Raw genomic sequence first — 25,022 nt, 5'->3', positions numbered from 1 at the left:
CGAGCGACTCGGGTTACGCCGGCTCGGGCGGCACCCGGTCCTGCCAGCGGATGCGGCGCTCGAGCTGGGCGCCGAGCGACAGGAGGGTGGCCTCGCCGCCCGGTCGACCGATGAGTTGCACCCCCATCGGCAGGCCGTCGTCGGTCTGATGCACCGGCAGCACGATGGCGGGCAGTCCGCTCACATTGATCATCGAGGTGAACGGGGTGTATTGCACCTGCTGCGCGAAGTTCGCCTCGGCGTCGTGCGCGTCATACCAGCCCACCGGGCGCGGCGTCATGGCCATGGCCGGAGTCAGCACGGCATCAAATTTCGCCAGTTGGTGAATGAACGACCGCTCGAACGCGGTCAACGCGGCGAGCGCCTCGGCGAGGTCCCGGGCGCTGAGGGCACGGCCACGGGCGAGCAGCCACTGGGTCAGTGGCTCGAGAAGGTCGATCTCGGCCTCGGTGTCGGCGGGAATGCTCGCCGCTCCGGCCTGCCAGATGGTGCGGAACGCCGGCCCGTAGCTCGGATCTGGCACGAGCGCCGTCTCTTCGAGGCCGTGCTGCAGGGCGGCGAAGCCGGCGACGGCGAGGTCGACGGCGGTCTGGGCTTCGGGTGCGATCGTTATGGAGTAGTCGTTGTCCCAGGCCGAGGTGGTCATGACGCCGAGCTGAAAACGTCCTTCACCGCGCACCGCCGCCGCCAACAGCGGCGTCTCATCGCCCGGGGCTCGCAGGGCGTAGTGGTGGTCGGGGTGACCGTCGCGGGGCGCGATCATGGCGTCGAGCAGCAGCGCGGCATCCGCTACGGTGCGAGCGAGCGGACCACCGACCGCGAGGCCGCCGAGCTTGTCGATGCCGGAGGCGGTCGGCACGCGCCCGCGACTGGGCTTGAGCCCGACCAGCCCGCAGGCGGCGGCGGGAATGCGAATGGACCCGCCTCCGTCGGAGCCCGGCGCGAACGGCAGTAAGCGAGCGGCGACTGCGACAGCGGCACCACCGCTCGATCCACCGGCGCCGAGCGCAAGGTTCCACGGGGTGCGGGCCGGCGGGGCGGCGAGACTCTCGGTGTAGGAGGCGAGCCCGAATTCGGGCGTGTTGGTCTTGCCGAGGCTGACTCCCCCGGCGTCGTCGAGCGCCTGCACCAGGTCGTCTGATTCGTCGGGCACATAGTCGGCGAACAGACGGGATCCGAACCCGGCATGCACCCCGGCGCGCAGGTGCAGGTCTTTGTCGGCGAACGGGAGGCCCCAGAGCGGTGCGGTGCGGGGCATCCGCTCTTCAACGTCTCGGGCCCGCGCACGCGCCGCATCCGCCGTCACGGTGACGAAGGCGCCGAACGCCGGGTTGAATTTCTCGATGCGGGCGAGGTAATGCTCCACGAGGTCGCTCGGGCTGATTTCGCGGTTCTGCAGAGCCTGCCATTGTTCCAGGGCGGTCAGTTCATGTGGATCAGCCATATTCTGAGCCTAGTTCGACCGAGCCGGGCGGCCAGCCACCACTGGTCATGCACGCTCAGGACGGCTAGCCTCAAGCCATGGCCAGCGCTTTGTACAACCCCATTGGCACCACCGCGCTCATCACCGGAGCATCAAGCGGCCTCGGCGTCGGGTATGCCCACGAGCTCGCCCAGCGCGGCGCGGATCTCGTGCTCGTCGCCCGCCGGCAGGCCCGCCTCGAAGCCCTCGCCGTCGACCTGGCCGAGAAATACGGCACGGTCTCCACCGTCATTCCGCTCGATCTCACCAGCGCGGATGCCGTCACCGAGCTGGTCTCCGACCTCCGCGAGCGAATGATCACCATTGGCACCCTCGTGAACAACGCCGGCTTCGCGACCTTCGGCACCGTGCTCGACTCCGACGAGGCCCGGGAACGGGAGCAGATCGCCCTCAACGTGCACGCCCTCACCGCTCTGACCCACGCCTTTCTGCCCGAACTGGTCGAGACTGCCTCGCTGCATCCGCACACCGCGGCGCTCGTGAATCTGGCGAGCACGGCGGCGTTCCAGCCGGTGCCGCACATGGCGGTTTACGGAGCCACCAAGGCCTACGTGCTCAGCTACACCGAAGCGGTCAGCTACGAAACCCGGTCGAGCGGCCTCAAGGTGACGGCGATCTGCCCAGGCCCGGCCGATACCGAGTTCTTCGAGGTCGCCCAGACCAGCGGCGGCAAGAAGGGCACTCAGCTCACGGTCGAGGAGGTCATGCGCGCCTCATTCTCCGCGCTCGACCGTGCGGTGACGCCATCGGTCGTGCTCGTCGGCGCCCGTAACGCGCTGCTCGCCCGGGTGGCCAGCATCTTGCCGAGGCCCGCGGTGCTGGACATGGTCGGCCGCATGAACACGCCCCGCGACGCCCGCTGACCCGGCGTGACAGCACCCGCTGCCCCGGGGACACGGCCGCGCTGAACCGACCAATCACGGGGCTAAATTCGACCGAGAAGGGCCGGAGTGGCTATTTCAGGCTTTTTTGCAGCAGAATGGTGCCGAGCCAGCGCTCGAACTTGAATCCGACCTTGCCCATGCGGCCGATCTCGTGGAAGCCGAAGTCGCCGTGCAGCTTGATCGAGGCATCCGCCCCCTGGTCGGCGATGACGGCGATGATCTCTTTCAGGCCGGCCGCTTTCGACCGTTTGATCAGCTCGCCGAGCAGCTCCCGCCCGAGTCCCTTACCGGTCGACGCGGCGCCGAGGTAGATCGAATTCTCCACCGTGAATCGGTAGGCCTTCTTCTGCTTCCACGGGCTGACCAGGGCGTACCCGAGAATCTGACCGGCCGGTGACACGGCCACAATGAACGGCATGCCCTGTTTGTTCAGGTAGTAGAACTTGTCGCGCCACTCGGTGAGGGTCATCGCATCTTCGTCAAAGGTGACGGTGCTGTTGGCGACGTAGTAGTTGTAGATCTCTTGAATGTGCGGCAGGTCGCTCGCCCGGACCTCGCGCATCGTGTACTCGAACGGCGCCTCGGCCGCAACGTCCGGCCGCAGGTGGCGGGGTAGCCGACGACGAGGCTCGTATTCTTCCTCAAGCACCGGGCACTCCCCTTTCTGGTTGGTTCCAGATTACCGGAAGCTCCCAGTGCACCGATGCCGCCCCCTGCTCGATCAGCAACCGGTTGGCGTTGCTGAATGGCCGGGAGCCGAAGAATCCGCGGCGGGCCGACAGCGGGCTCGGGTGCGCCGACTCGAGCACCGGGGTGTCGCCGAGCAGGGGCCGAAGCGCACCGGCATCTTTGCCCCACAGAATCGCCACGAGCGGAAGCCGCCGCCCCACGAGCGCGCGAATGGCCTGGTTGGTCACGGTTTCCCAGCCGTCCCGGCGATGCGAACCGGCCGCACCGGCCCGCACACTGAGCACCCGGTTGAGCAGCAGCACCCCCTGGTCGGACCATGCCGAGAGGTCCCCGTGAGCGGGACGCTGCAGGCCGAGGTCGTCCTCCAGCTCGGTGAAAATATTGCCGAGGCTGCGCGGCAGGGGACGCACGTCGGCGTTGACGGCGAAGGCCAGCCCAATCGGATGCCCCGGCGTGGGGTACGGATCCTGACCGACGATGAGCACCCGCACGGCGTCGAACGGCTGGCGAAACGCGCGCAGCAGGTGCTCCGGAGCGGGCAACACCGTGTGGCCGGACGCCCGTTCGCTCGCCAGAAACTCGCCCACCCGGGCCAGGTCATCGGCAACGGGAGCGAGCGCGTGCGCCCAGCCCGAGTCGATCTGACCGGCCGCCGCGAGGGCGGCGAGGTTCATGAGGTCACCATTCCCAGGAACCCGGTCGGCACGCCGCAAAACGCGCGGCCACCCGATCGCGGGTGGTGCGGCATCCGTTCGCCGACTTTCATCCGACAGTCAGGCGCCGATGGTGCTCACGAGCACACCGCCGTCGGCCTGACTGACCCGCCAGACGCTGCCGGCTCCGAGCACTCCGAGGGCGCCCTCGCCGACGACGAGCACGGTATTTTCGTCGATGCCCAGGCCGCCGTCGATGAGGCCGGCCTCGGTCGCCGCGATCAGGCGGGACAGGCTGCCGGACTGGGCGGCGTGCACGTCGACCGTGACGTCGAGCAGTCCAATGCCCTGGGCGAAGGTGATTTCGTCGAGGCCCTCCGAGACGTGTTCGGGGGTGACCTCGACGCCGCCGATGCGCCAACCGCCGATCAGGGCCCGTTCGGCCGCGATCATGGCGCCAGCCGAGAAGCCGAGGTAGGGCACCCCCGTCGACACCTGGCGGCGGATCTCTCCGGCGATGGGCAGCAGGGCGGCCAGATAGTCAGGGGTCACACCGCCGCCAATGAGGATGCCGTCAACCGCGGACACCGCGGTGAGGGCGGCGGTATCGCCAGACGCGAGCGTGGCTCGGCGGGTCTGCACGGCATCGCCGAGCGATGCGGCCAGTTCCTCGGCGTGCGCATTCCCCGGTCCGACGGTGATTATCGCGACAACCGGTTCGTCGCGACCGGCCTGGGATGCCTGAAAGCTGACCTCGGACAGGAATGTTTTGAACACCTCGGCATCGCGCACGAGGTCTCCCCCGCCGCCGACCAGGTGCACGCTCATGCGTGAGCCCATCGGGTCACGGTGGAGGCTGGCACGGTGGAGGCTGGCACGGCAGGGTGTGAAGTCGTCATCCGTCAATGCTAATCGAGCGCCGGTTTCTCGTGCGCTTTACTATGTGTGGGTCGGCCGCGAACGGATCGATCGCCCCGGCCATCGTGGCAGGCTGGAACAATGACGACGCAGTTTAATGAAGCCACCTGGGACGACCGCTACCGCGCGAGCGCGCACGTGTGGAGCGGCAACCCGAACCCGCAGCTGGTGTCAGAGACGAGCGAGCTCGCCCCGGGGCACGCACTCGACGTGGGCTGCGGCGAGGGCGCCGACGCGCTCTGGCTCGCCCGGCGCGGCTGGCGGGTCACGGCCGTTGACTTCTCCGCCGTCGCCCTCGAGCGAGCGGCCGCACACGCGGCGTCCGAGGCCGAATCGGCCGTGCGTATCCACTGGGCACACCACAATATACTCGAGTGGACGCCACCCGCTGGCAGTTTCGATCTGGTCTCGTCGCAATTCATGCACCTGCCGAGCCGTGAGCGCAGAGCACTGTTTCACCGCCTCGCGGCCGCGGTCCTGCCGGGCGGTACCCTGCTGATTGTGGCGCACCATCCGTCTGATTTGGTCTCAGGAATGAAGCGCCCGCAGCTGCCCGACCTGTTCTTTACGGCCGAGGAGGCCGCCGAGGGACTGGACCCGGCCGAGTGGGAGATTCTGGTCAGTGAGGCCCGCACCCGGGACATCACCGGGCCGGACGGCGACCAGATCACGATCGCCGACACCGTGCTGCGCGCCCGCCGTCACGTGGATGCCGACGGCTGAGTCGCGCCCGTTCGTCGAGACTGTCAGACAGACCAGGGCTTGGATAGAGCGCGTCAGGTCTAACGCGCTCAGGAGCTGGTTGTGATTCAGGCGGCGACCTCGCCCGTCACGTCGGCGAGGTCGCCGGGCGCGATGGTCTCGCGGGCGCCGACTACCGGCGGCAGCGCCGACCATGGAAACACGATCCACTTGTCAGTTTCGCGCCACGTGAAGTCGGGCACGTGCACGGTGCGCGGCTTGGTATACAGCGTCGCGGTGCGCACCTCCATCGCGGTCTCGCCGAGCAGGCGCAGCACGAGCGCGAGGGTGTGGCCGGAGTCTGAGACGTCATCGACGAGCAGCACCCGCTTGCCGGCAAGGGCCGGAGCGTCGAGCATCGGCGCCGACAGCACGGGCTCGGGCAGACGCTCGTCAATGCCGGTGTAGAACTCCACGTTGATGCTGCCGCAGTTCTTGGTGCCGAGCGCATATGACACAGCGCCGGCCAGCAGCAGGCCGCCGCGGGCGATAGCGATCACAACATCGGGATGAAAACCGCTGTCCCGCACTCGAGTTGCCAGCTCGCGGGATGCCGCGGCGAAGTCGGTCCACTGCAGAATTTCGCGCGCGATCTCGGGAGAAGTGGGCAAATCCTCGGCATCAGGTGTCATTCGTCAATGCTAGCCAGGTCTCAGCCGACCGTGTCCCGATACAGACACCACAGAATCACACCGCAGAAACAACCGGTGCAGGGCGGATACCGCGCTGCCAGCCGGCCGCGCGGCATCCGCCCTGAAGAAAACGCTACGGAACCTGGCGCTGGTCGACGCCGTTGTAGGCCGACAGCGGACGAATGAGCGCGTTGCTCTTCTTCTGCTCCATGATGTGCGCGGTCCACCCCGTGATGCGCGCCGCGACGAAGATCGGCGTGAAGGTGAGGGTGTCGAACCCCATCAGGTGGTAGGCCGGGCCCGACGGGTAATCGAGGTTCGGCAGAATCGCCTTGCGCGTCGTCATCGCCGTCTCGAGGGCTTCGTACAGTTCCAGCAGTTCCGGCTTCTGGTAGTGCTCGACCAGGGTGACGAGCGACGCACGCATCGTCGGAACCCGCGAGTCGCCGCTCTTGTAGACGCGGTGCCCGAAGCCCATGATCTTGCGTTTCTCGGTGAGCGCCTGGGCCAGCCACGGTTCGGCACGGTCGGCCGCGCCGGCGCCGAGGCCGATCTCGGTGAAGGTGTGCATGACGGCCTCGTTGGCGCCGCCGTGCAGCGCTCCCTTGAGCGCCCCGACCGCGCCGGTCACCGCCGAATACAGGTCGGCCAGGGTCGAGGTGATGACCCGCGCGGTGAAGGTCGACGCGTTGAAGGAGTGCTCCGCGTAGAGAATCATCGACACGTCGAAGGCGTTGACGACGACGAGCTCTGGCACCTCGCCGAAAGCCATGTGCAGAAAGTTCGCCGAATAGCCGAGGTCGTCGCGCGGTTCGACCAGTTCGAGGCCGTGCCGGCGACGCTGGTCGTAGCAGACGATCGCCGGCAACTGGGCGAACAGGCGAATCGACTTGGCCAGGTCGGATTGCGGCGACGGGTTCTCCGCGTCTGGATCGCTCGCGCCGACGATACTCACGGCGGTGCGCACAACATCCATCGGGTGCGCGGTCAGCGGCAGCTCGTCAATGATGCGCTTGATCACCGGGCTGAGGTGACGCAGCGAGCGCTCGAGCGCTTCGAAGTCGGCCAGCTGTTGTTCGTCGGGTAGTTCGCCATGCCAGAGCAGGTAGGCGACCTCTTCGAAGCTCTTCTTCGCAGCGAGTTCCTGCACGGGGTAGCCCCGGTAGAGCAGCGAGTTGGTCTCGGGGTTGACCTTGGAAACCGCGGTCGTGTCGACGATGACGCCGGTCAGACCTTTATAAATATGCGGAGTGACCGCAGGTTCTACAGTTTGGGTGTCAGACATTGTGCTCCTTCAGACCTGTGACGAACTCGGCGTCGAGATGTGCGGGTTCAGGGTGAAATCGAAGATACCCGAATCGAACTGGCTGTACGAGGCATAGTCGAGCAACTCGTATAGATCGGCCCGGTGCTGCATTTCGGGCAACATCGTCGTGAGCGAACCGTGTTCCGAAATCGCATCGAGTCCACGTGCGGCCGAGCCCATCGCGAGGCGCAGCAGGGATACCGGAAAGATCACGAGGTTCATGCCCACGTTCTCGAGTTGCGCCACGGTGTACAGCTCGCCCTTACCGAACTCGGTCATGTTCGCCAGAATCGGCACCGACACGGCTGCGCGAATCGTTTCGAACTCGGCGAGGCTGCCCATCGCCTCGGGAAAAATCGCGTCGGCCCCGGCATCCTGCAGTTGCTTGGCACGGGTCACAGCGGCATCCAACCCGTCAACGGCACGGATGTCTGTGCGCGCCATGACGAGAAAGTTCGGGTCTCGCCGCGCGTCGACGGCCGCGCGGATGCGCTTGATCGCGGTGTCGGCATCCACAACCTGCTTGCCGTCGAGGTGGCCGCAGCGTTTCGGGTTTATCTGGTCCTCGATGTGCATACCGGCCAGGCCAGCGTCTTCGAGGGTCTGAATCGTGCGCGCCACGTTCATCGGCTCGCCGAAACCGGTATCGGCGTCAACGATCGCCGGCAGGTCGGTCATGCGGGCGATCTGCTGCGACCGGCCGGCCACCTCGGTGAGAGTGGTCAGGCCGATGTCGGGCAGGCCGAGGTCGGCCGAGAGTACGGCGCCCGAAATGTAGACGCCCTCGAACCCCTTCTGCTGGATGAGCTTGGCCGAGAGCGGGTTGAACGCGCCGGGGTAGCGCAGAATCCTTCCGCTCGACAGGCCGGCCCGCAGGGCACGGCGCTTGTCGGCGGCTGTCGTGCCGGCGTACAACATTAGAAAATTCCGTTCGGGGTGGCGATGGAGGCCAGCAGTCCCGGCTTGGCCACAATGGTCAGGCCGCCGAGGTCGGCGGACCTCAGCTCCGGCAGGCGCTGGGCCAGTGAGAGGAACCGTTCGATCTCGGATTTTTCCAGAACCGGAGCAGCCAGGGTGCGGAACTTGTCGATGTACTCCGCGCGGGCGAAGGGGCGAGCGCCGAGCGGATGCGCGTCGGCGACGGCGATCTCATCGACCAGGCGGGTTCCGTTGCTGAGTTCGATTTCCACGCGACCGCCGAAGGCCTTCTCGGCCGGGTCGAGGGAGTGGTAGCGACGCGTCCATTCCGTGTCTTCGGTCGTGGTGACGGTGTTCCACAGGGCGATGGTGTCGGGGCGGCCGGCACGCTCGGGGCTGTAGGAGTCGACGTGGTTCCAGGTGCCGTCCTGCAGTGCCACCGTGAAGATATAGGGAATGGAGTGGTCGAGGGTTTCGCGGCTCGCGGTGGGGTCGTACTTCTGCGGGTCGTTGGCGCCGGATCCGATCACGTAGTGCGTGTGGTGGCTGGTGTGGATGACAATGCTCGTGATCGCCCCGGCCACGAGCAGTTCCGGGTGCTCGTTGTGCAGTCGGCGGGCGAGGTCGATCCAGGCCTGCGCCTGGTACTCGGCCGAGTGCTCTTTGGTATAGCTGTCGAGAATGGCGCGCTTGATGCTGCCGGCGGCCGGCAGCGACACGTCATAGGAGCCGCCGGGGCCGTCGAGCAGCCAGGCGATGACACCGTCTTCGCCCTCATAGATCGGGGTGGGGCTGGTCTCGCCGCGCAGCGCGCGGTCAACGGCTTCGACGGCCATTTTGCCGGCGAATGCCGGGGCGTGGGCCTTCCAGGAGGAGATTTCGCCCTTGCGTGATTGGCGGGTGGCCGTCGTGGTGTGCAGTGCCTGGCCGACGGCCTGAAAGATGGTCTCCTCGTCGAGCCCGAGGAGGGTTCCGATGCCGGCAGCGACGGACGGGCCCAGGTGGGCGACGTGGTCGATCTTGTGCGCGTGCAGGGTGATTGATTTCACGAGGTCGATCTGAATCTCGTAGCCGGTGGCGATACCGCGAACCAGGTCGCTGCCGGTCAGGCCTCGCGAGGCGGCGAGGTGCTGGGCGACGGCCGTGATCGGCGGAATATTGTCGCCCGGGTGGGAGTATTCGGCGGCCAGGAAGGTGTCGTGGTAGTCGAGTTCACGTACGGCCACTCCGTTGGCCCACGCCGCCCACTCCGGGGAAACGCGGCGGGCCGGCGCGAGGCCGAACACGGTCGAGCCGTCGCCACCGTTGGAACGGGGGTGCGCAAGCGCCTGCGAGCGGGCGGCAATCACCGGGCGACGGGTCAGGCTGGCCGCGGCTACGGCGGCGTTGTCGATCACGCGGTTGATGACCATCTCGGTCACTTCCTCGGAGACCAGGGCGGGATCGGCGGCGACCTCGGCGATCTTCCAGGCCAGCTGGTCCTCGCGGGCCAGATTCTCGTCGCTCTTGTGAACTCGAACGTGGTGGAGCTGCACGGTGGATCCCTTCGTTAGCCGACCGGAGTGGCCGATTCCCCGTCGATCGCCGCGAGGACGCTCACGAGGCTTTGGTGAAGATGAATATGGGTGGCATGGGCTGCCAGCGACGGGTCGCCGGCAATGATGGCGTCGATAATCAGCAGGTGCTCGGCCGCTGCGGCATGAAGCCGCAACGGATTTCTTCGGGCAAGCCGGCGGATGCGGGCCAAGTGCGTGCGTACGGCGCGCAGGGCGCCGACGAGAAAGGGGTTTGCGACGGCAAGGTCGACGGCGTCTTCGAGTTCATCGATCAGCACGTAATAGCGGTGCACGCCGATATCGCCCTGCTCCAGAAGGTCCGGCGCGGTACGGAACTTCTCGCGGAGTCTAATAAACGGTGCCAGGTCGCGCCGAGTCGCAGCGAGGCGAATGGCCTGCACTTCGAGCGCCTGGCGCAACTCGTACAGTTCGGAGATGCTGTCGACGGAGATGTCGGTCACTTCGAAGCCGCGCCCGCGGCGTCCGACGACGAGGCCGTCGGCGATCAATCGGGCAACCGCTTCTCTCAGCGGGGTGCGGGAAACGCCGATGCGCTCGGCTTGTTCAACTTCGAGCAGGGCAGCCCCCGGTGCGAGGAGGCCGTCGAGAATCTCCCCGCGCAGCTGACGGTACGCCCGCTCGCTTGCTCGAAGCGGAAGGTCTAACCCCAACATTGCGGTTTCTGTATACACAAGTGTGATTCTATTCCACAGTGCCGGGTTATATGCAATACTTCAACCACTCTTTGTATACAGAAGCACTTCGATGGAGAAGGTGGACATGAACGGCGAATCAGGTGGGGGCTACCAGGAGGCCTGGCGACGCAGCATTTCGTCGCCGGAGGACTTCTGGCTGGAGGCCGCCGCGGGCATCGACTGGATCACGCAGCCGACGAGCGCCCTGGCCGTCGACGGCACGGCGACCGGAAGCTGGTTTCCCGGGGGAACGCTCAACACGAGCTACAACGCCCTCGACCGTCACGTTCTGGCTGGGCGCGGTGCCCAGACCGCGTTGATCTACGACTCGGCCATGACCGGCACCCGGGTTCAGCTGAGTTACCTCGAGCTGCTCGGTCGCGTCGCTAAGTTCGCCGGCGCCCTGCGCGCCAACGGCGTCGGTACCGGCGACCGCGTCATCATCTACCTGCCGATGATTCCCGAAGCGGTCGTCGCCATGCTCGCCTGCGCACGCATCGGCGCGGTGCACTCGGTCGTGTTCGGCGGTTTCGCCGCGACGGAACTGGCTGTGCGCATCGACGACGCCCGCCCGAGTGTCATCGTCACAGCATCGGGCGGCCTCGAACCGGGCCGCTCTGTGGAATACCTGCCGCTGGTGGAGAAAGCACTGACGCTCAGCCAGGGCTCGGTGCACACCGTGATCGTGCGCAATCGGGACAGCGTTCCCGGTTCGGCCGCGGACTACCAGGACCGCTCCAAGACGGATGCCCTCTGGCTGGACTGGGCCGATGAAGAAGCCAAGGCCGCACCGGCCGACCCGGTGGCCGTGCGCTCCGACGACCCGCTGTACATTCTGTACACCTCCGGCACGACCGGTAAGCCCAAGGGCATCGTCCGCGACAACGGAGGCCACGCCGTCGCCCTGAACTGGTCGATGCGCAACGTCTACAACGTCGGGCCGGGCGACGTCTACTGGGCCGCCTCCGACGTCGGCTGGGTGGTCGGGCACTCCTATATCGTCTACGCGCCGCTGTTGGCCGGCGTGACCACGCTCATTTACGAGGGCAAACCCATTGGCACGCCGGATGCCGGCGCCTTCTGGCGCGTCGTCGACGAGTACAAGGTCAGGGTGCTGTTCACCGCGCCGACCGCCGTTCGGGCGATCCGCCGTGTCGACCCCGACCTGCTCGAACTGAAGCATCACGACGTGTCCAGCCTGACCAGCCTGTTCCTGGCCGGCGAACGCCTCGACCCCGAAACCTTCCACTGGGCCCAAAACGGGCTGCACTGCCCGGTCGTCGACCACTGGTGGCAGACCGAGACCGGCTGGGCGATCTGCGCCAACCTGCTCGGCATCGAAGAGTTGCCGACCAAACCGGGCTCGGCCACCGTTCCGGTTCCCGGGTATGACATCGCCATTCTGAATTCCCAGGGCAAGCCGATCGAGAAGGACGGCAAGGACGGCAACATCGCCATTCGGCTTCCGTTGCCACCCGGTACCCTGCTCGGGGTCTGGGGCAGTGAGGAACGGTTCGCCAGTTCCTACCTGACCGCGTTTCCCGGCTACTACGCCACCGGCGATTCCGGTCACTTCGATGCCGACGGCTATCTGTTCGTGATGGGCCGCACCGACGACGTCATCAACGTGGCCGGGCATCGGCTCTCGACCGGTTCGCTCGAAGAGGTACTCACGCTGCACCCGGCCGTCGCCGAGTGCGCGGTGCTCGGCGTGCACGACCCGCTCAAGGGTCAGCGTGCCGCCGGTTTCGTCACACTCAAAGCCGGCAGTAGTGTCGACCACGACGTTCTCGTCGCAGAACTCGTCGCCCTTGTCCGGGAGCATGTCGGCCCGGTCGCAGCGTTTCGCGACGTCACCGTACTCGACCGACTTCCCAAAACGCGGTCGGGTAAGATTCTTCGCAAAACCATTCGGCAAATCGTCGATGGTGAAGAATATTCCGTTCCCCCCACCATCGAAGACCCCACGGTTCTCGACGATCTGAAACGCGCGCTGTCAGCATCCGTTTCGTAACCCGGTCACGACCACTTCCCACCCACACCGTGCACCCACAATTTTTCTTGAAACCAAGATTTTTCGTCCCTGAGGCAAGGAGGCCCCATGAGTGAAGCAGTGCAAGACGCCCCACCGAAGTCCACCATCGATTACGAGGCATTTGAAAAGACTCCCCGTTTTCTCGAGTTGAAGCGCACCCGCAACAAGTTCGTCGTACCGATGGCCATTTTCTTTTTGGTCTGGTACTTCGCCTATGTGCTTGCTGCCGCGTACCTACCCGATTTCATGGCAACGCCGGTCTTCGGCCGCATCAATGTGGGCCTGCTGCTCGGCCTCGGCCAGTTCGTCACGACGTTCGCCATCACGATGACCTACGTGACCTTCGCAAACCGCAAGATTGACCCCCGCACCGAAGAACTTCGCCTTGAGCTCGAGCGGATGGAACAGCGATGAACGCACTGCACTCCGTGGCCACGCTGGTCAAACCGGTTGAAAACAACCCGGTCCTGAACATCTCGATCTTTCTCGCGTTCGTGGCGGTCACCCTGATCATCGTGATCCGTTCCGGGCGCAACAATAAGTCGGCCGCGGATTACTACACCGGTGGCCGCTCGTTCACCGGCCCGCAGAACGGGTTCGCCATCGCCGGCGACTACCTCTCGGCGGCATCGTTCCTCGGCATCGTCGGCGCGATCGCGATCAGCGGCTACGACGGGTTCATGTACTCGATCGGATTCCTCGTCGCCTGGCTCGTGGCCCTGCTGCTCGTTGCAGAACTCATGCGCAACACCGGCAAGTTCACCATGGCCGACGTGCTCTCCTTCCGGTTGAAGCAGGGCCCCGTGCGCGTGGCGGCGGCCACGACGACCCTGGCCGTCTGCTTCTTCTACCTGCTCGCCCAGATGGCCGGAGCCGGCGGGCTCGTCTCTCTGCTCCTCGGCATCAACGACAAGCTCGGCCAGTCCATCGTGGTCACCATTGTCGGTGCGCTGATGATCGTCTACGTACTGGTCGGCGGCATGAAGGGCACTACATGGGTGCAGATCGTCAAGGCGTTCCTGCTCATCATCGGTGCACTCGCCATGAGCATCTGGGTTCTCGCCGTCAACGGCTTCGACCTGTCGGCGCTGCTGGACAGCGCGGTCGCCGCCTCGACGTCCGTTCCCGCCGACGCGATCCTTGCCCCGGGCCTGAAATACGGCACGAACCCGCTCGACTTCATCTCTCTCGCCCTCGCCCTGGTTCTTGGAACCGCCGGCCTGCCGCACGTGCTCATGCGTTTCTACACGGTTCCGACCGCGAAGGAAGCTCGTCGCTCGGTTGTCTGGGCCATCTGGCTCATCGGCGCGTTCTACATCTTCACCCTGGTGCTCGGCTTCGGTGCCGCGTCGCTCGTCGGTGCTGACACCGTTCTCGCCGCTCCCGGTGGAGTGAACTCGGCAGCCCCGCTGCTGGCGCTCGCCCTCGGTGGTCCGCTGCTGCTCGGCTTCATCTCGGCCATCGCCTTCGCAACGATCCTGGCCGTCGTGGCCGGCATCACCATCACGGCAGCGACGAGCTTCGCGCACGACATCTACGGATCCGTCATCAAGAAGGGCAAGGGAAACCCCGACGACGAGGTCAAGGTCGCACGTCGCACCGTCATTGTGATCGGTATTCTGGCCATCGCCGGTGGTATCGGTGTGCAGGGGCAGAACATCGCCTTCCTCGTGGCCCTGGCTTTCGCCGTCGCGGCGAGCGCCAACCTGCCGACCATTCTCTACTCCCTGTTCTGGCGTGGTTTCACCACCAGGGGCGCGGTCTGGAGCATGTACGGCGGACTCTCCTCGGCTGTTCTCCTGATCATCTTCTCGCCGGTGTTCTCGGGCACGGACACCTCCATGTTCGGTGCCGACGTGAACTTCGCGATCTTCCCGCTGAGCAACCCCGGCATCATCTCGATCCCGCTCGGGTTCTTCCTCGGCTGGCTCGGATCGGTCACCAGCACCGTGAAGGAGAGCCCGAAGCTCGCCGCCGAGATGTCGGTGCGTTCGCTCACCGGCCACGGCGCCGAAAAGGCCGTCGAGCACTAACCGCCGCCGCACATCCGGCAGCACAACCGGCAGTACAACCGGCAGTACAGCGAACGGGCCAGCCAGGATCTAATCCTGTCCGGCCCGTTTTCTGTTGCCGACCCGCTGGCACACTTGGCCAGCGACCGTGATCTCGAAAACTCCAGCAGATTCCGCGCTGCCGCCGAGCTCGTCGACAGCAATCTCGCAGAACGGTTCAACGCCTGGCACCGACCCGTGGATAGGCGCGCGCTGGCTGGTGACCGTTCCAGTGCCAAAGCGGCTCAATACGGATGCAGGAAGGCTCAGTTCCGAGCACGGCGACGGGCCAGTCGCGCCCATTTCACGCCGCGCGGGAGCTGCGCCAGTGCGCGGGAGGCATAACTCGCGCGCACCCGCGCAAGTCCCGCGTGACGCGTGGCGCGGGACTTCTGGCCAGGCCCCAACTCCCGCGCACCGGCGTAGCTCCCGCGCACCGGCGTAGCTCCCGCGCGACATCCAACCAAAACCTAGGCGAGGAGTGGGGGCGTCTGCCGACGAGGGGACGGCAAGGAAGGAGCAGCGGGAAAGGAGCTGCCCGAAAGAAGCGGCGGCGGCGGGTTGTCCGCGGGGTTGTGAGTTTTGAGGGTTTTCGGGGGCCCCCGCACGCTTTTCGCGGGGGCCCCCGAAAACCCTCAATGTTTGAGCGAGGAGCGGATGACCCGTCGCCGACGCAGGCCGCGCCAAGAAGCCGCGGTACGCGCTGAAGCCGCGGTACGCGCTGCTACTCGCGCATCTTGAGCTCCCCACGGGCGATCCGGGTCGGAGCCGCCTGGGCGACCGGTTTGATCACGATCAGGTCGAGGTTCACGTGCGCCGGCCGTTCCACGCTCGACACGATGGTCTCGGCAATGTCCTCGGCCGAGAGCGGATTGGGCACATTGTCGTAGGCAGCGAAGGCTTTGTCGGCGTCACCGTTGAAGCGAACCAGACCGAACTCATCCGTTCTGACCATGCCCGGCGCGATCTCGATCACCCGAATCGGCTCCCCCGAGAGCTCGAGCCGCAGCACCTCGGTCATCGCGTGGGCGGCGAACTTGGCCGCGTTGTAGCCGCCACCGCCCAGATAAGCGACATGGCCCGCAATCGACGTGACGGTCACGATGTCGGCCGACCCTGCCCCGGAGTCGATGCCGGCGCGCAGTAGCGGCAGAATGGCCGTGGTGACCCGTTTGACGGCGAGCACATTGATCTCGAACATCCAGGCCCAGTCCTCGATACTGCCGGCCTCGACCGTGTCGAGGCCCTTGGCGCCGCCGGCGTTGTTGACGAGGGCGTGCACCGGGCCGGTCGCGGCCAGATAATCGCGCAGGGCGTCGACATCCGCTTGCACCGTGAGGTCGGCGGTGAAGACGTCCGCTCCCGTTTGCGCTTGCAGCGTTGCGAGGCGATCCGCACGCCTCGCGACACCGACCACATCCCATTCGTGCTCACGGAATAGGCGCACGCTGGCGCTTCCGATTCCTGAACTTGCACCGGTCACCACAACTCGTCGAGTACTCATTTCTCCATTGTGGCGGGAGAATGGCTTCAATGAGCGCACTGAGCACGACCACCACACACCCGCAGAAGCGTCGCGTTCCCCTCTGGGACAACGCTCGCTGGATTGCGATCACCCTCGTGGTGGTCGGGCACGCGATTCTCAAACTCATCGGTGAAGCGGATAGCGCGTACACGATGTACCTGTTCATCTACGCCTTCCACGTTCCCGTCTTTGTTGCCGTGAGTGGCTATTTCGCGAAGTCGGGACCGCCCGGCGCGTTGCAGATGCAGCGATTGCTCACCGACCTTGTCTTTCCGTACATCATTTTCGAGACGATCTGGACGGCACTGCGCTGGATTCTCGGCGGCACGCTCGTGCTCGACTACTCGACCGCGAGCTGGACCCTGTGGTTTTTCCTCGCACTGCTGTTGTGGCGCATCGCGCTGCCCTACCTTGTGCTGCTGCGCTATCCCCTCACGATCAGCATCATGATCTCGATCGGGGCCGGCTACCTCTCGAATATCGACGGAACATTCGCCCTCTCCCGTACCCTCGGGCTGCTGCCGTTCTTCGTGTTCGGCTGGAAACTGCGCCAGTGGCTTCTGACCGATACCTGGCTGGAGCTGCGCGCCGGCCTGGTCTGGCGCTGGCGGGCCGGTGCACTCGGCCTTTTTGGCCTGCTGTACCTGCTGATCGGGCTCAACATCGAGACCCTGCGTATCCTGCAGGTGCGCCGTTTTCTGCTCTATGACGAGTCGTACGCGACGTTTGACTATTCCGAGTTCTGGGCCGGCGGCATCCGTCTGGCTGTCATGCTGCTCGCCTTCGCGCTCATCGTGGCGTTCCTCATGCTCATACCGCGGCGCACGACCTGGTTCACCGACCTCGGCGCGGCGACGATGTATATCTACCTGCTGCACACCTTTGTGCTCTACCCGCTGCGCGAGACCGGGGTGCTGGACGGCCCACAGCCGGGGTGGGTGTTGCCGGGCATGATCGCACTGAGCGTGGTGATCTCGATCGTGCTGTCGCTGCCCGTCGTGCGGCGGCTGGTTCGGCCCCTGGTGGAGCCGAAGGCGCGCTGGCTGTTTGGGCCGACGGCGACGACTCCAACCGGCACGATCGTGCCGCCGCACCGCAATCCCAAGTAGCCGCACGCACAACATGACGTTGTGTTTCGTTCGCTCTTGCACGGCCATTCGGGCCTCTTTATGCTCGGGCCAGAGCGCTGGAGAGTCCACGCCGTATGAGCCGGAGGCTATCGTGACCGACAATTCTTCATCGTGGAAGTTCGAAACCAAGCAGGTTCACTCCGGCGCTCGACCCGACCCGGTCACTAACGCGCGGGCCACGCCGATCTACCAGACCACCTCGTACGTATTCAACAGCGCCGAGCACGCCCAGAACCTGTTCGCTCTGGCCGAATTCGGCAACATCTATACCCGCATCCAGAACCCCACCCAGGCGGTCGTCGAAGAGCGCGTCGCTGCCCTGGAGGGCGGAACCGCGGCGCTGCTGCTGTCGAGCGGTCAGTCGGCATCCACTTTTGCGGTGTTGAACATTGCGCAGGCCGGCGACCACATCGTGTCGTCGAGCTCGATCTACGGCGGCACCTACAACCTGTTCAAGTACACCCTGGCCAAACTGGGCATCGAGGTCACCTTCGTCGAGGACCAGGATGACGCGGCCGAATGGCAGCGAGCGGTGCGACAGAACACCAAGCTGTTCTTCGCCGAGACCATCGGCAACCCGCGCATCAACGTGCTCGACATTTCGCTGGTAGCGGATGTCGCCCACGCGGCCGGCATTCCGCTCATCGTTGACAACACGATCGCCACGCCCTACCTCATTCGCCCGTTCGAGCACGGCGCCGACATCATCGTGCACTCGGCCACGAAGTTTCTCGGCGGCCACGGCACCATAATCGGCGGCGTACTCGTCGACGGCGGCAAATTTGAGTGGTCCAAGAACGTGGAGAAGTTTCCCGGCCTGACCGAACCCGACCCGTCGTACCACGGTGCGAGCTACACCACTGCGGTCGGCGACGGCCTCGCCTACGTCATCAAGGCCCGCGTGCAGCTACTGCGTGACCTCGGCTCGGCCATCGCCCCGGCGAGCGCCTGGCAGTTGATTCAGGGCATTGAGACGCTCAGCCTGCGCATCGAACGCCACGTGCAGAATGCCCAGGACATCGCCGAGTGGCTCGACAACCACGACGATATCGCCTCGGTGAACTACGCCGGATTGCCGTCGAGCCCGTGGTATGCCAACGCCAACAAGTACGCGCCGCTCGGCGTCGGTGCGGTGCTCTCGTTCGAGCTCAAGGGTGGTGTCACGGCCGGCCGCGCACTCGTCGACAACCTGAGCCTGTTCAGCCACCTCGCCAACATCGGCGACGTGCGCTCCCTGGTGATCCACCCAGCCTCGACCACGCACGCCCAGCTCACCCCGGAGCAGCAGCTCACCGCCGGCGTCACGCCCGGCCTTGTGCGCCTCTCGGTCGGCATCGAGAACGTCGCCGATCTGAAAGCCGACCTCGAGGAAGGTTTGGCCGCCGCCCGAGCGGTCGTCAAACGCGACCGCACCGACGCCTGAACCACACGTCAAACGCGACCGCACCGACGCCTGAACCACACGTCAAACGCGACCGCACCAACGCCTGAACCACACGTCAAACGCGACCGCACCAACGCCTGGGGCCGTACAGGCCATCTTCGCCCGGGAGTTCGACGTAACATGCGCCCGGGTAGTTCATTCGACCGCCAGACTGGACGCGTATGGAATGGCAATCGTCAGCAGACACGGTCCCGTCGAGCTTCATCACCGAAGCCCAGGCGCGCTCGGTGCTCGGCAAGCCTCCGGCCACCGGCGCCTGGCGAGACGGCGACCCGGTCGGCCACCGACAGTTCGTCAACCTCGGCCCCCTCAGTTTCGAGGCCGGGGGCACCCTGCCGGACGCCCGCCTCGCCTACGAGACCTGGGGCACCCTCAGTCCGGCCGGCGACAATGCCGTGCTCGTGCTGCACGCCCTCACCGGTGACAGCCACGTGGCCTTCGCGCCCGGGCCCGGGCAGGAGATCGGAGGCTGGTGGAACGGCATCGTCGGCCCCGGCCTCGCCGTCGACACCGATGTGTGGTTCGTCGTGGCGCCGAACATGCTCGGCGGCTGCCAGGGCAGCACCGGGCCGGCCTCGCTCGCGCCCGACGGGACGGAGTGGGGCATCCGCTTCCCCTATCTGACCATTCGCGACCAGGTGAGCGCGCAACGGGTGTTCAGCGACCGACTCGGCATCGACCGGTGGACGGCCGTCATCGGCGGTTCCATGGGCGGCATGCACGCCCTTGAGTGGGCGATCGAGACCCCCGACCGGGTCGACCGCCTGATCCTTCTGGCCGCGCCGCCGATCACGACCGCCGACCAGATCGCCCTCAACTCGGTGCAGATCGAGGCCATTCGCACCGACCCGGCTTTTCGAGCCGGTGACTACTACGACGAAGCGGATGGCGACGGTCCGACCCGTGGGCTGGCCCTGGCCCGTCGAATGGCATTGTTGAACTACCGAAGTCCGGCCGAACTCAACGCTCGCTTCGACCGTGGCTGGCAGAGCGACATCAGTCCGCTCGGCGAAAACGGTCGCTTCGCCGTGGAATCGTACCTTGACTTTCATGGCAATAAATTCACCCGACGCTTCGACGCCAACAGCTACATCGTGCTGGTCGAAGCCATGAACTCGCACGATGTCGGTCGCGGTCGCGGCGGTGTCGCGGCCGCCCTCGGTCGGGTAACGGCCCGCTCGGTCGTCGTCGGAATCGACAGCGACCGACTGTTCCCGGTCGATGGCCAGCGCACCATCGCCGCTCACCTGCCGAACAATATCGATGGCCCCACCGCGGTGGTGCTCGAATCCGGGTACGGTCACGATGGATTTCTCATCGAGAACGATGCAATCGGCGCCCAGATTCGACGGGTGTTGCACTAGGGCGAACCCGCGTGTGTCCCGCCCGGTATGGTGCTGATAGAACACGTTCATTCTCAACCGGACAGGCACCCATGCAACGCATTGTCAAGGAGCGCGATCGCCTCTTACGAAGAGCGGTGCAAGCGGCCGGGCTGACCGGGTCGGCAACGACGATGGCGTGCCTTCTCGTGCCCGGCGGGCTGGAAGCCGGCGCGCGCCTGTGGGCCGCTGTGCTCGTACTATTTCTGACCGCTGGACAATACCTGCTGGGCAGCACCGGGGCCCTGCGGTGGGCCGTCCTGACCGTGCTCAGCGGGATAGCGATCATTCTGGTCGTCGGCTTCACCAGCCATCCGGGCGTTCCCCCGAACCTGATCGAGGAGAGCGTCATCGGTATGGTCTCCACCGCGCCGATGTGCGCGATCGCGGCCGTCCTGCTGACCAGCCCGCGCCGACTGCTGCTGCTCGTGTCGTGCTTCGTGCTCACCGTCACGAGCGTGGCTGTCGTGACGGTCAATGCGCCCGACCGCGCGGTGCTGCTGACCCTGACCGTGAGTATGTGGCTGGCCTTCACCCTCGCGTCCTGGTGGATGGCGCAGAGCGTGCCCCGCGTGATGCATCGCATCGCCGCGATCGGGCGCGCCCACCGTGCCGAACGTCACGCGAGCGAGCTGGAGGCGCAGCGCCGCCAGGATGCCCGCCTGCTGCACGACACGGTACTCGCCACCCTCACTCTGCTCGCCCACTCCGGTGTCGGGGTGAGCCCGGCCGCCCTACAAAAACAGGCCGGCGACGACGCCCGTCTGCTGCGCCAGTTGCGCCTCGGCGGCCTGCCGACCCCGCGTCGGTCCGGGGTCTACAGCCTGGAACCGGCGACGGTACTCACCCTCGGCGACACCCTCGACGCCGTGCGCCAACGTTTTGAACGCATGGGCCTCACGGTCAACTGGCACGGTAGAGGCCAGGTGCAACTGCACAGCAACGTACTCGATTCGTTTCTGCTGGCCCTGTCGGAATGCCTCGAAAACGTGCGCCGCCACTCCGGTGTCGACCACGCCGATGTGACCATAACGGATGACGACACCACCGTTCGCGCGATGGTCACCGACACCGGGGTCGGCTTCGACCTCGGCCAGGTCGGGTCGGAACGGCTCGGCGTCGCCGAATCGGTCATCGCACGGCTGCGGGATGTCGGCGGCAACGCCCGCCTGTTCTCCTCGCCCGGCGCCGGAACGACGGTCGTGCTCGAGGTGCCCAAGTGAACCAGTTCAGCGATACCGCGCCCATCGCCACCCACCCGCGGGCACGCGGTGTCGGTTCGCGTCTGCTCGGCGGTCCCTCCGAACGCATCTGGCCGCCGGCATCCGCTGACCACCGCACCCGAGCGGACCTGTTGCCGTTGCGTTTTCCGCGCACGATGCTGCGCGGAGACGGGCGCATCACCGTCTTCCGGTCGGACCAGAACGGTTTGGGTGCGCGTCATCTCGGCATCGGCATGAGCGTCAGCGGGGCGTGCATCGCTCTGTTTCTGCTCGTGCGGCTGATAATTCAGTGGGACCCGGCGCACCTTCCGGTGCTGAGCATTCTGGCCTGGGCGATTCTGCTGGCGACGGCGGTGGCCGTGAACCTCGCGGTGCACAAACTCGCGTCCCGCATGCCGCTTTGGCTGTTCCTGGTTGCCATCGGCGCCTGTGCGGTCGTCGTCGCGCTGGATCTGGCCGGATCGTGGGGGGTGGCCGGCACGGCAGCTTTCCCCACCGCGGCCCCGGCCGTCGGGGCTTTTCTGCTGTCGATCGTGACGCTGCGGGAGGCCGGCGATATCGCCATGGCCACCGGTGCCCTCGGCCTGACCATGAGCGCGGCGACCCTGTTCACAACGCGCGACGACCTGCTCACCCTCGGCCCGGATATTCTCTCCATTGCCCTGGCGGTGGCGCCGGCGCTGGTCGGTGCGAGCATCGTGCAGGCGTTTCGGCGCATGGTGCAGCGCGAACTCGACCTCGTGCTGGTGCAGAGCACGGTGTCCCAGCCGCGATTCGCGGTCGGCATGCTTGCCTCCGAACAGCTGGCCCGGCTCGACTTCGACGCCGAGACCCTGCTCGACGATGTGGCCCAGGGCCGCACGGCACTTCCGCTCGCGCTGTCGACGGCGACGACGGCGGCTTCCCTGGCCACCCAACTGCGTTTGCAGCTGATCCAGGGCCGCACCGAAACCTGGCTGCACCATGCCATCACCGAGAGTGAATTTCTCGGCCCGGTCGTTGCGCTGAGCGATCCGGCCGGCCTGGCCGGCCTGCTGTCACCGCCGCAACGCGATGGGCTGCTGCTGACAATTTGGCTGCTGATCGGGGATACGGCCCGGTCCGGGGCATCCGTCTCACTGCGTCTTGGACCAATTGCCCCCACGCACGGGGCGGGTCCGCATCGAAAAGTGCGATTTCCGATCGAATTGACCACAACGGGGATAGCGCGGCGGCGTGTCGATCCGGAAACGTGGCAGGCGATTCGTGCGGTTGGCCCGCATGTGGACTCCAACCAGGCCGGAAGCCTTCGGGTAGACATCGAGTGCAGTGTGGACAATCCCGCGGATGCCTAGTGTTGGGGATTTTGACGATAAGGTGCAGGGAGTAGGAGGCAGAAAATGACGACAACAGACCGTCCCATTCGTTTGGCCCTTGTTGATGATCACAGGATGCTCTTGGGGGCACTCACCGAGTGGATCCGGAGCGCCGCCGATGACATCGAGATGGTGGCGGCGGTGACCACCTGGCCCGAGCTGCTCACGCATCCCGAGTTTCCGGTGGACGTCGTGCTGCTTGACCTCGATCTCAAGGACAACATTCCGGTGTCCCTGAAGATTTCCACGCTCAAGACGACCGGCGTGAAGACGGTGCTCATGAGCACCTATTCTGAGCCGGCCCTCGTGCGCGAAGCCCTCGCGGCGGGAGCGCTCGGCTACCTCGTGAAGAGCGAGGAGGCGAACATGATCGTCGACGCCATTCGCGCCGCCTACAACGGCAAGTCGTACATTTCGGCTGAGCTCGACTATGCGCTCAACTCGACCGAGAACGTCGAAGGTCCGCGCCTCAGTGCGCAGGAACGCCGGGTCATGGCGCTCTACGGTGCCGGCGAGCCGGTGAAGGCCGTCGCCTACCAGCTCGGCATCTCCGAGGAGACCGCCAAGAGCTACCTCAAGCGCATTCGCGAGAAGTACCGCCTCGCCGGGTACGACGTGGGAACCAAGGTCGCGCTGCGCAAGCGAGCCATCCACGACGGCATTCTGCTGACGGACTAGCGCGCAGCATCCGCTGCTGACCTGGCCGGCCAGCATGTCGATATGCTGGCCGGTCCGCCGCGTCAACGCGGGCAGACGATCGGTATCAGTTGGGTGCCGTAGGGCACGTGCTGGCCCGCCTGGCGACGCTGACGGTCGATGCTGAAGGTGAGCAGGGTCAGCAGCACACCGATCGCGCTCAACCCAACGCCGATCCAGACCGGCGCGAGGTAGCCGAGCCCCGCAGCGATCGCGGCACCGCCCAGGGCCGCACCAAGGGCATTGCCGACGTTCAGCGAGGAATGGTTGAGCGCCGCGGCGAGCGACTGGCTCTCGTGGGCGACGTCCATCAGCCGCGCCTGAATGGTCGGCGAGAGAGCGGAGGCGCCGGCGCCGATCAGGAACACGCTCGCCAGCAGCCCGGCCAGGAACTGCGCCGACAGGCCGAGCGTGACGAGGGCGACGATGAGTACGCCGAAGGAGATGTACATCGTGCGGCGCACGCTCCAGTCGGCCAGCGCTCCCCCGGTGAAGTTGCCGGCCGTCATGCCGAGGCCGACGACCACCAGAACGAGCGGCACCGCGGCGGCGGCGAGCCCGGTGATCTCGATCACGAGCGGCGCGACGTAGGTGTACACGGCGAACAGCCCGCCGAAGCCGATCGCGCCGATCGACAGGGTGATCCAGACCTGCAGCCTGCGGAACGCCCGCAGCTCGGCGCGCATCGTGGCCTTCGGGTTGCCGGCCTGGAAGGGCACGAACACGGCGACGGCCACGAGGGTGAGCGCGAAAATTGCGGCGACGACGAGGTAGGCCGCGCGCCATCCGCTGGTCTGACCGATCCAGGTGATCGTCGGCACCCCGATGACGTTGGAGATCGTCAGGCCGCTCAACACGATCGCTATGCCGCGGGCACGCTTGCCGGGACCCATCAGGTGGGCCGCGACGAGCGAAGCAATGCCGAAGTAGGCGCCGTGCGGCAGCCCGGCCACGAACCGGGCGGCGAGCACGGTCTCGAAGGTGGGCAGCAGTGCCGAGGCGATGGTGCCGAGGGTGAACGCGGTCAGCAGACCGAGCAGCAATTGTTTGCGCGGCCAGCGGGCAGCGGCCGCGGCAATCGTCGGCGCTCCGACGACAACGCCGAGGGCGTAGGCCGAGATGAGCCAGCCGGCCTGCGCGTTGGCGGCATCCGGTGCGCTGGCGTAGAGGCCCGGCAGCAGGTCGGCGGCGAGGTTCGGCAGCAGACCCATGGCGACGAATTCAGTTGCGCCGATGCCGAAGCCGCCGAGGGCGAGGGCGAGGAGGGCAAGACGAATTCGGGTCGACGACAGCTGCGTCGACCCGTCAGGAGTGAGGGGCATGCGATAAGCCTAAGCCTCGGCCTGCTCGCGTGTGGGGTCTGGCCCCCGGCGAACCTGCAGATCACTCCGCGATCTCAGGCGTCGAGGGCGGTCTCCAGACGCTCCAGCTTGCCGGTCAGCTCGCCGGTGTGCCCGGGACGGATGTCGGCCTTGAGCACGAGGGAAACGCGCGGTCCGAATGCGCTCACCGCCTCGGTCGCCGCCTTGATGACGGCAAAGACCTCGTCCCAGTCGCCCTCGATGGTGGTGAACATGGAATCGGTGTGGTTGGGCAGGCCGGATTCGCGCACGATGCGCACGGCGGCGGCGACCGCATCGTGCACGGATCCCTGCGAGTCGGCGGCACCGGACGGTGCGACAGAAAAAGCTACGAGCATGGTGTC

The 25,022-nt window shown here is 66.2% G+C and carries 23 protein-coding genes; 11 read left to right on the top strand and 12 right to left on the bottom strand.

Going from position 1 to position 25,022, the window contains the following annotated elements:
• Positions 1-13 precede the first annotated feature (13 nt).
• On the bottom strand, positions 14-1,444 hold the full coding sequence (locus tag IWX77_RS03425; RefSeq protein WP_196843127.1) for an amidase: 1,431 nt from the start codon (positions 1,442-1,444) through the stop codon (positions 14-16).
• A 77-nt stretch (positions 1,445-1,521) separates the two neighbouring features.
• Here IWX77_RS03425 and IWX77_RS03420 point away from each other — a divergent pair, with 77 nt between their 5' ends.
• On the top strand, positions 1,522-2,346 hold the full coding sequence (locus tag IWX77_RS03420; RefSeq protein ID WP_196843126.1) for an SDR family NAD(P)-dependent oxidoreductase: 825 nt from the start codon (positions 1,522-1,524) through the stop codon (positions 2,344-2,346).
• 91 nt (positions 2,347-2,437) lie between these two features.
• Here the strand turns inward: IWX77_RS03420 and IWX77_RS03415 are convergent, their stop codons facing one another.
• From IWX77_RS03415 to IWX77_RS03405, 3 genes are all read right to left on the bottom strand, one after another.
• Positions 2,438-3,016: a GNAT family N-acetyltransferase gene (locus IWX77_RS03415; protein WP_196843125.1), complete on the bottom strand. Its 579-nt coding sequence runs from the start codon at positions 3,014-3,016 to the stop codon at positions 2,438-2,440.
• Positions 3,009-3,731 carry a uracil-DNA glycosylase gene (locus IWX77_RS03410; protein ID WP_196843124.1) on the bottom strand — a complete coding sequence of 241 codons (723 nt, stop codon included), beginning with the start codon at positions 3,729-3,731 and terminating at the stop codon, positions 3,009-3,011. The genes IWX77_RS03415 and IWX77_RS03410 overlap by 8 nt, the downstream gene beginning before the upstream one ends.
• 99 nt (positions 3,732-3,830) lie before the next feature.
• Positions 3,831-4,538 carry a Type 1 glutamine amidotransferase-like domain-containing protein gene (locus IWX77_RS03405; RefSeq protein ID WP_196843123.1) on the bottom strand — a complete coding sequence of 236 codons (708 nt, stop codon included), beginning with the start codon at positions 4,536-4,538 and terminating at the stop codon, positions 3,831-3,833.
• A gap of 171 nt (positions 4,539-4,709) precedes the next feature.
• On the opposite strand from IWX77_RS03405, the gene IWX77_RS03400 reads away from it, so the two are divergent.
• On the top strand, positions 4,710-5,351 hold the full coding sequence (locus tag IWX77_RS03400; protein ID WP_196843122.1) for a class I SAM-dependent methyltransferase: 642 nt from the start codon (positions 4,710-4,712) through the stop codon (positions 5,349-5,351).
• An 86-nt stretch (positions 5,352-5,437) separates the two neighbouring features.
• Here IWX77_RS03400 and IWX77_RS03395 read toward each other — a convergent pair whose 3' ends face one another.
• From IWX77_RS03395 to IWX77_RS03375, 5 genes are all read right to left on the bottom strand, one after another.
• Positions 5,438-6,001, bottom strand: coding sequence for a phosphoribosyltransferase (locus IWX77_RS03395; protein ID WP_196843121.1), 564 nt, complete (start codon positions 5,999-6,001; stop codon positions 5,438-5,440).
• 133 nt (positions 6,002-6,134) lie between these two features.
• Entirely contained in the window at positions 6,135-7,286 is a 1,152-nt protein-coding gene (locus IWX77_RS03390; protein WP_196843120.1) for a bifunctional 2-methylcitrate synthase/citrate synthase, read from the bottom strand.
• 9 nt (positions 7,287-7,295) lie between these two features.
• Positions 7,296-8,225, bottom strand: a complete 930-nt coding sequence (gene prpB, locus IWX77_RS03385) for a methylisocitrate lyase (protein WP_196843119.1) — start codon at positions 8,223-8,225, stop codon at positions 7,296-7,298.
• Positions 8,225-9,760 carry an MmgE/PrpD family protein gene (locus IWX77_RS03380; RefSeq protein WP_196843118.1) on the bottom strand — a complete coding sequence of 512 codons (1,536 nt, stop codon included), beginning with the start codon at positions 9,758-9,760 and terminating at the stop codon, positions 8,225-8,227. Before IWX77_RS03380 ends, prpB begins: the two co-directional genes overlap by 1 nt.
• Positions 9,761-9,774: 14 nt before the next feature.
• A complete protein-coding gene (locus IWX77_RS03375; protein WP_327012060.1) occupies positions 9,775-10,473 on the bottom strand; it encodes a GntR family transcriptional regulator in 699 nt (232 codons plus the stop codon).
• An 88-nt stretch (positions 10,474-10,561) separates the two neighbouring features.
• Here IWX77_RS03375 and IWX77_RS03370 point away from each other — a divergent pair, with 88 nt between their 5' ends.
• The 3 genes from IWX77_RS03370 (at position 10,562) to IWX77_RS03360 (ending at position 14,544) form a co-directional block, all read left to right on the top strand.
• Positions 10,562-12,490 carry an AMP-binding protein gene (locus IWX77_RS03370; RefSeq protein ID WP_196843117.1) on the top strand — a complete coding sequence of 643 codons (1,929 nt, stop codon included), beginning with the start codon at positions 10,562-10,564 and terminating at the stop codon, positions 12,488-12,490.
• Between the two features lie 87 nt (positions 12,491-12,577).
• The gene (locus IWX77_RS03365) at positions 12,578-12,925 is read left to right on the top strand and encodes a DUF485 domain-containing protein (RefSeq protein ID WP_196843116.1); all 348 of its coding nucleotides are present in this window, start codon (positions 12,578-12,580) and stop codon (positions 12,923-12,925) included.
• Positions 12,922-14,544 (top strand): solute symporter family protein, encoded by a 1,623-nt coding sequence (locus tag IWX77_RS03360; protein ID WP_196843115.1) that lies wholly within the window; start codon positions 12,922-12,924, stop codon positions 14,542-14,544. Before IWX77_RS03365 ends, IWX77_RS03360 begins: the two co-directional genes overlap by 4 nt.
• A 742-nt stretch (positions 14,545-15,286) precedes the next feature.
• Here IWX77_RS03360 and IWX77_RS03355 read toward each other — a convergent pair.
• Complete coding sequence (locus IWX77_RS03355) at positions 15,287-16,066, bottom strand: SDR family NAD(P)-dependent oxidoreductase (protein WP_196843114.1); 780 nt, start codon at positions 16,064-16,066, stop codon at positions 15,287-15,289.
• Between the two features lie 29 nt (positions 16,067-16,095).
• Between IWX77_RS03355 and IWX77_RS03350 the strand changes: the two genes are divergently transcribed.
• The 6 genes from IWX77_RS03350 to IWX77_RS03325 all read left to right on the top strand — a co-directional run bounded on the left by IWX77_RS03350 (position 16,096) and on the right by IWX77_RS03325 (position 23,299).
• A complete protein-coding gene (locus tag IWX77_RS03350) occupies positions 16,096-17,196 on the top strand; it encodes an acyltransferase family protein (protein ID WP_297413073.1) in 1,101 nt (366 codons plus the stop codon).
• 112 nt (positions 17,197-17,308) lie between these two features.
• On the top strand, positions 17,309-18,640 hold the full coding sequence (locus IWX77_RS03345) for a bifunctional o-acetylhomoserine/o-acetylserine sulfhydrylase (RefSeq protein WP_327012061.1): 1,332 nt from the start codon (positions 17,309-17,311) through the stop codon (positions 18,638-18,640).
• A gap of 182 nt (positions 18,641-18,822) precedes the next feature.
• Positions 18,823-20,025, top strand: a complete 1,203-nt coding sequence (gene metX / locus IWX77_RS03340) for a homoserine O-acetyltransferase MetX (RefSeq protein WP_196843111.1) — start codon at positions 18,823-18,825, stop codon at positions 20,023-20,025.
• A gap of 71 nt (positions 20,026-20,096) precedes the next feature.
• Positions 20,097-21,266: a sensor histidine kinase gene (locus IWX77_RS03335; RefSeq protein ID WP_196843110.1), complete on the top strand. Its 1,170-nt coding sequence runs from the start codon at positions 20,097-20,099 to the stop codon at positions 21,264-21,266.
• Positions 21,263-22,600, top strand: coding sequence for a US12 family protein (locus IWX77_RS03330; RefSeq protein WP_196843109.1), 1,338 nt, complete (start codon positions 21,263-21,265; stop codon positions 22,598-22,600). Before IWX77_RS03335 ends, IWX77_RS03330 begins: the two co-directional genes overlap by 4 nt.
• A 45-nt stretch (positions 22,601-22,645) precedes the next feature.
• Positions 22,646-23,299: a response regulator transcription factor gene (locus tag IWX77_RS03325; RefSeq protein ID WP_196843108.1), complete on the top strand. Its 654-nt coding sequence runs from the start codon at positions 22,646-22,648 to the stop codon at positions 23,297-23,299.
• A gap of 62 nt (positions 23,300-23,361) precedes the next feature.
• Here IWX77_RS03325 and IWX77_RS03320 read toward each other — a convergent pair whose 3' ends face one another.
• Entirely contained in the window at positions 23,362-24,639 is a 1,278-nt protein-coding gene (locus IWX77_RS03320) for an MFS transporter (protein WP_196843107.1), read from the bottom strand.
• A gap of 74 nt (positions 24,640-24,713) precedes the next feature.
• Complete coding sequence (locus IWX77_RS03315) at positions 24,714-25,016, bottom strand: thiamine-binding protein (RefSeq protein ID WP_196843106.1); 303 nt, start codon at positions 25,014-25,016, stop codon at positions 24,714-24,716.
• Positions 25,017-25,022: the final 6 nt, after the last annotated feature.

Source organism: Cryobacterium sp. CAN_C2 (assembly GCF_015751745.1).
Classification (GTDB): Bacteria; Actinomycetota; Actinomycetes; order Actinomycetales; family Microbacteriaceae; genus Cryobacterium.
This window is presented reverse-complemented; position numbering and strand designations above follow the sequence as displayed.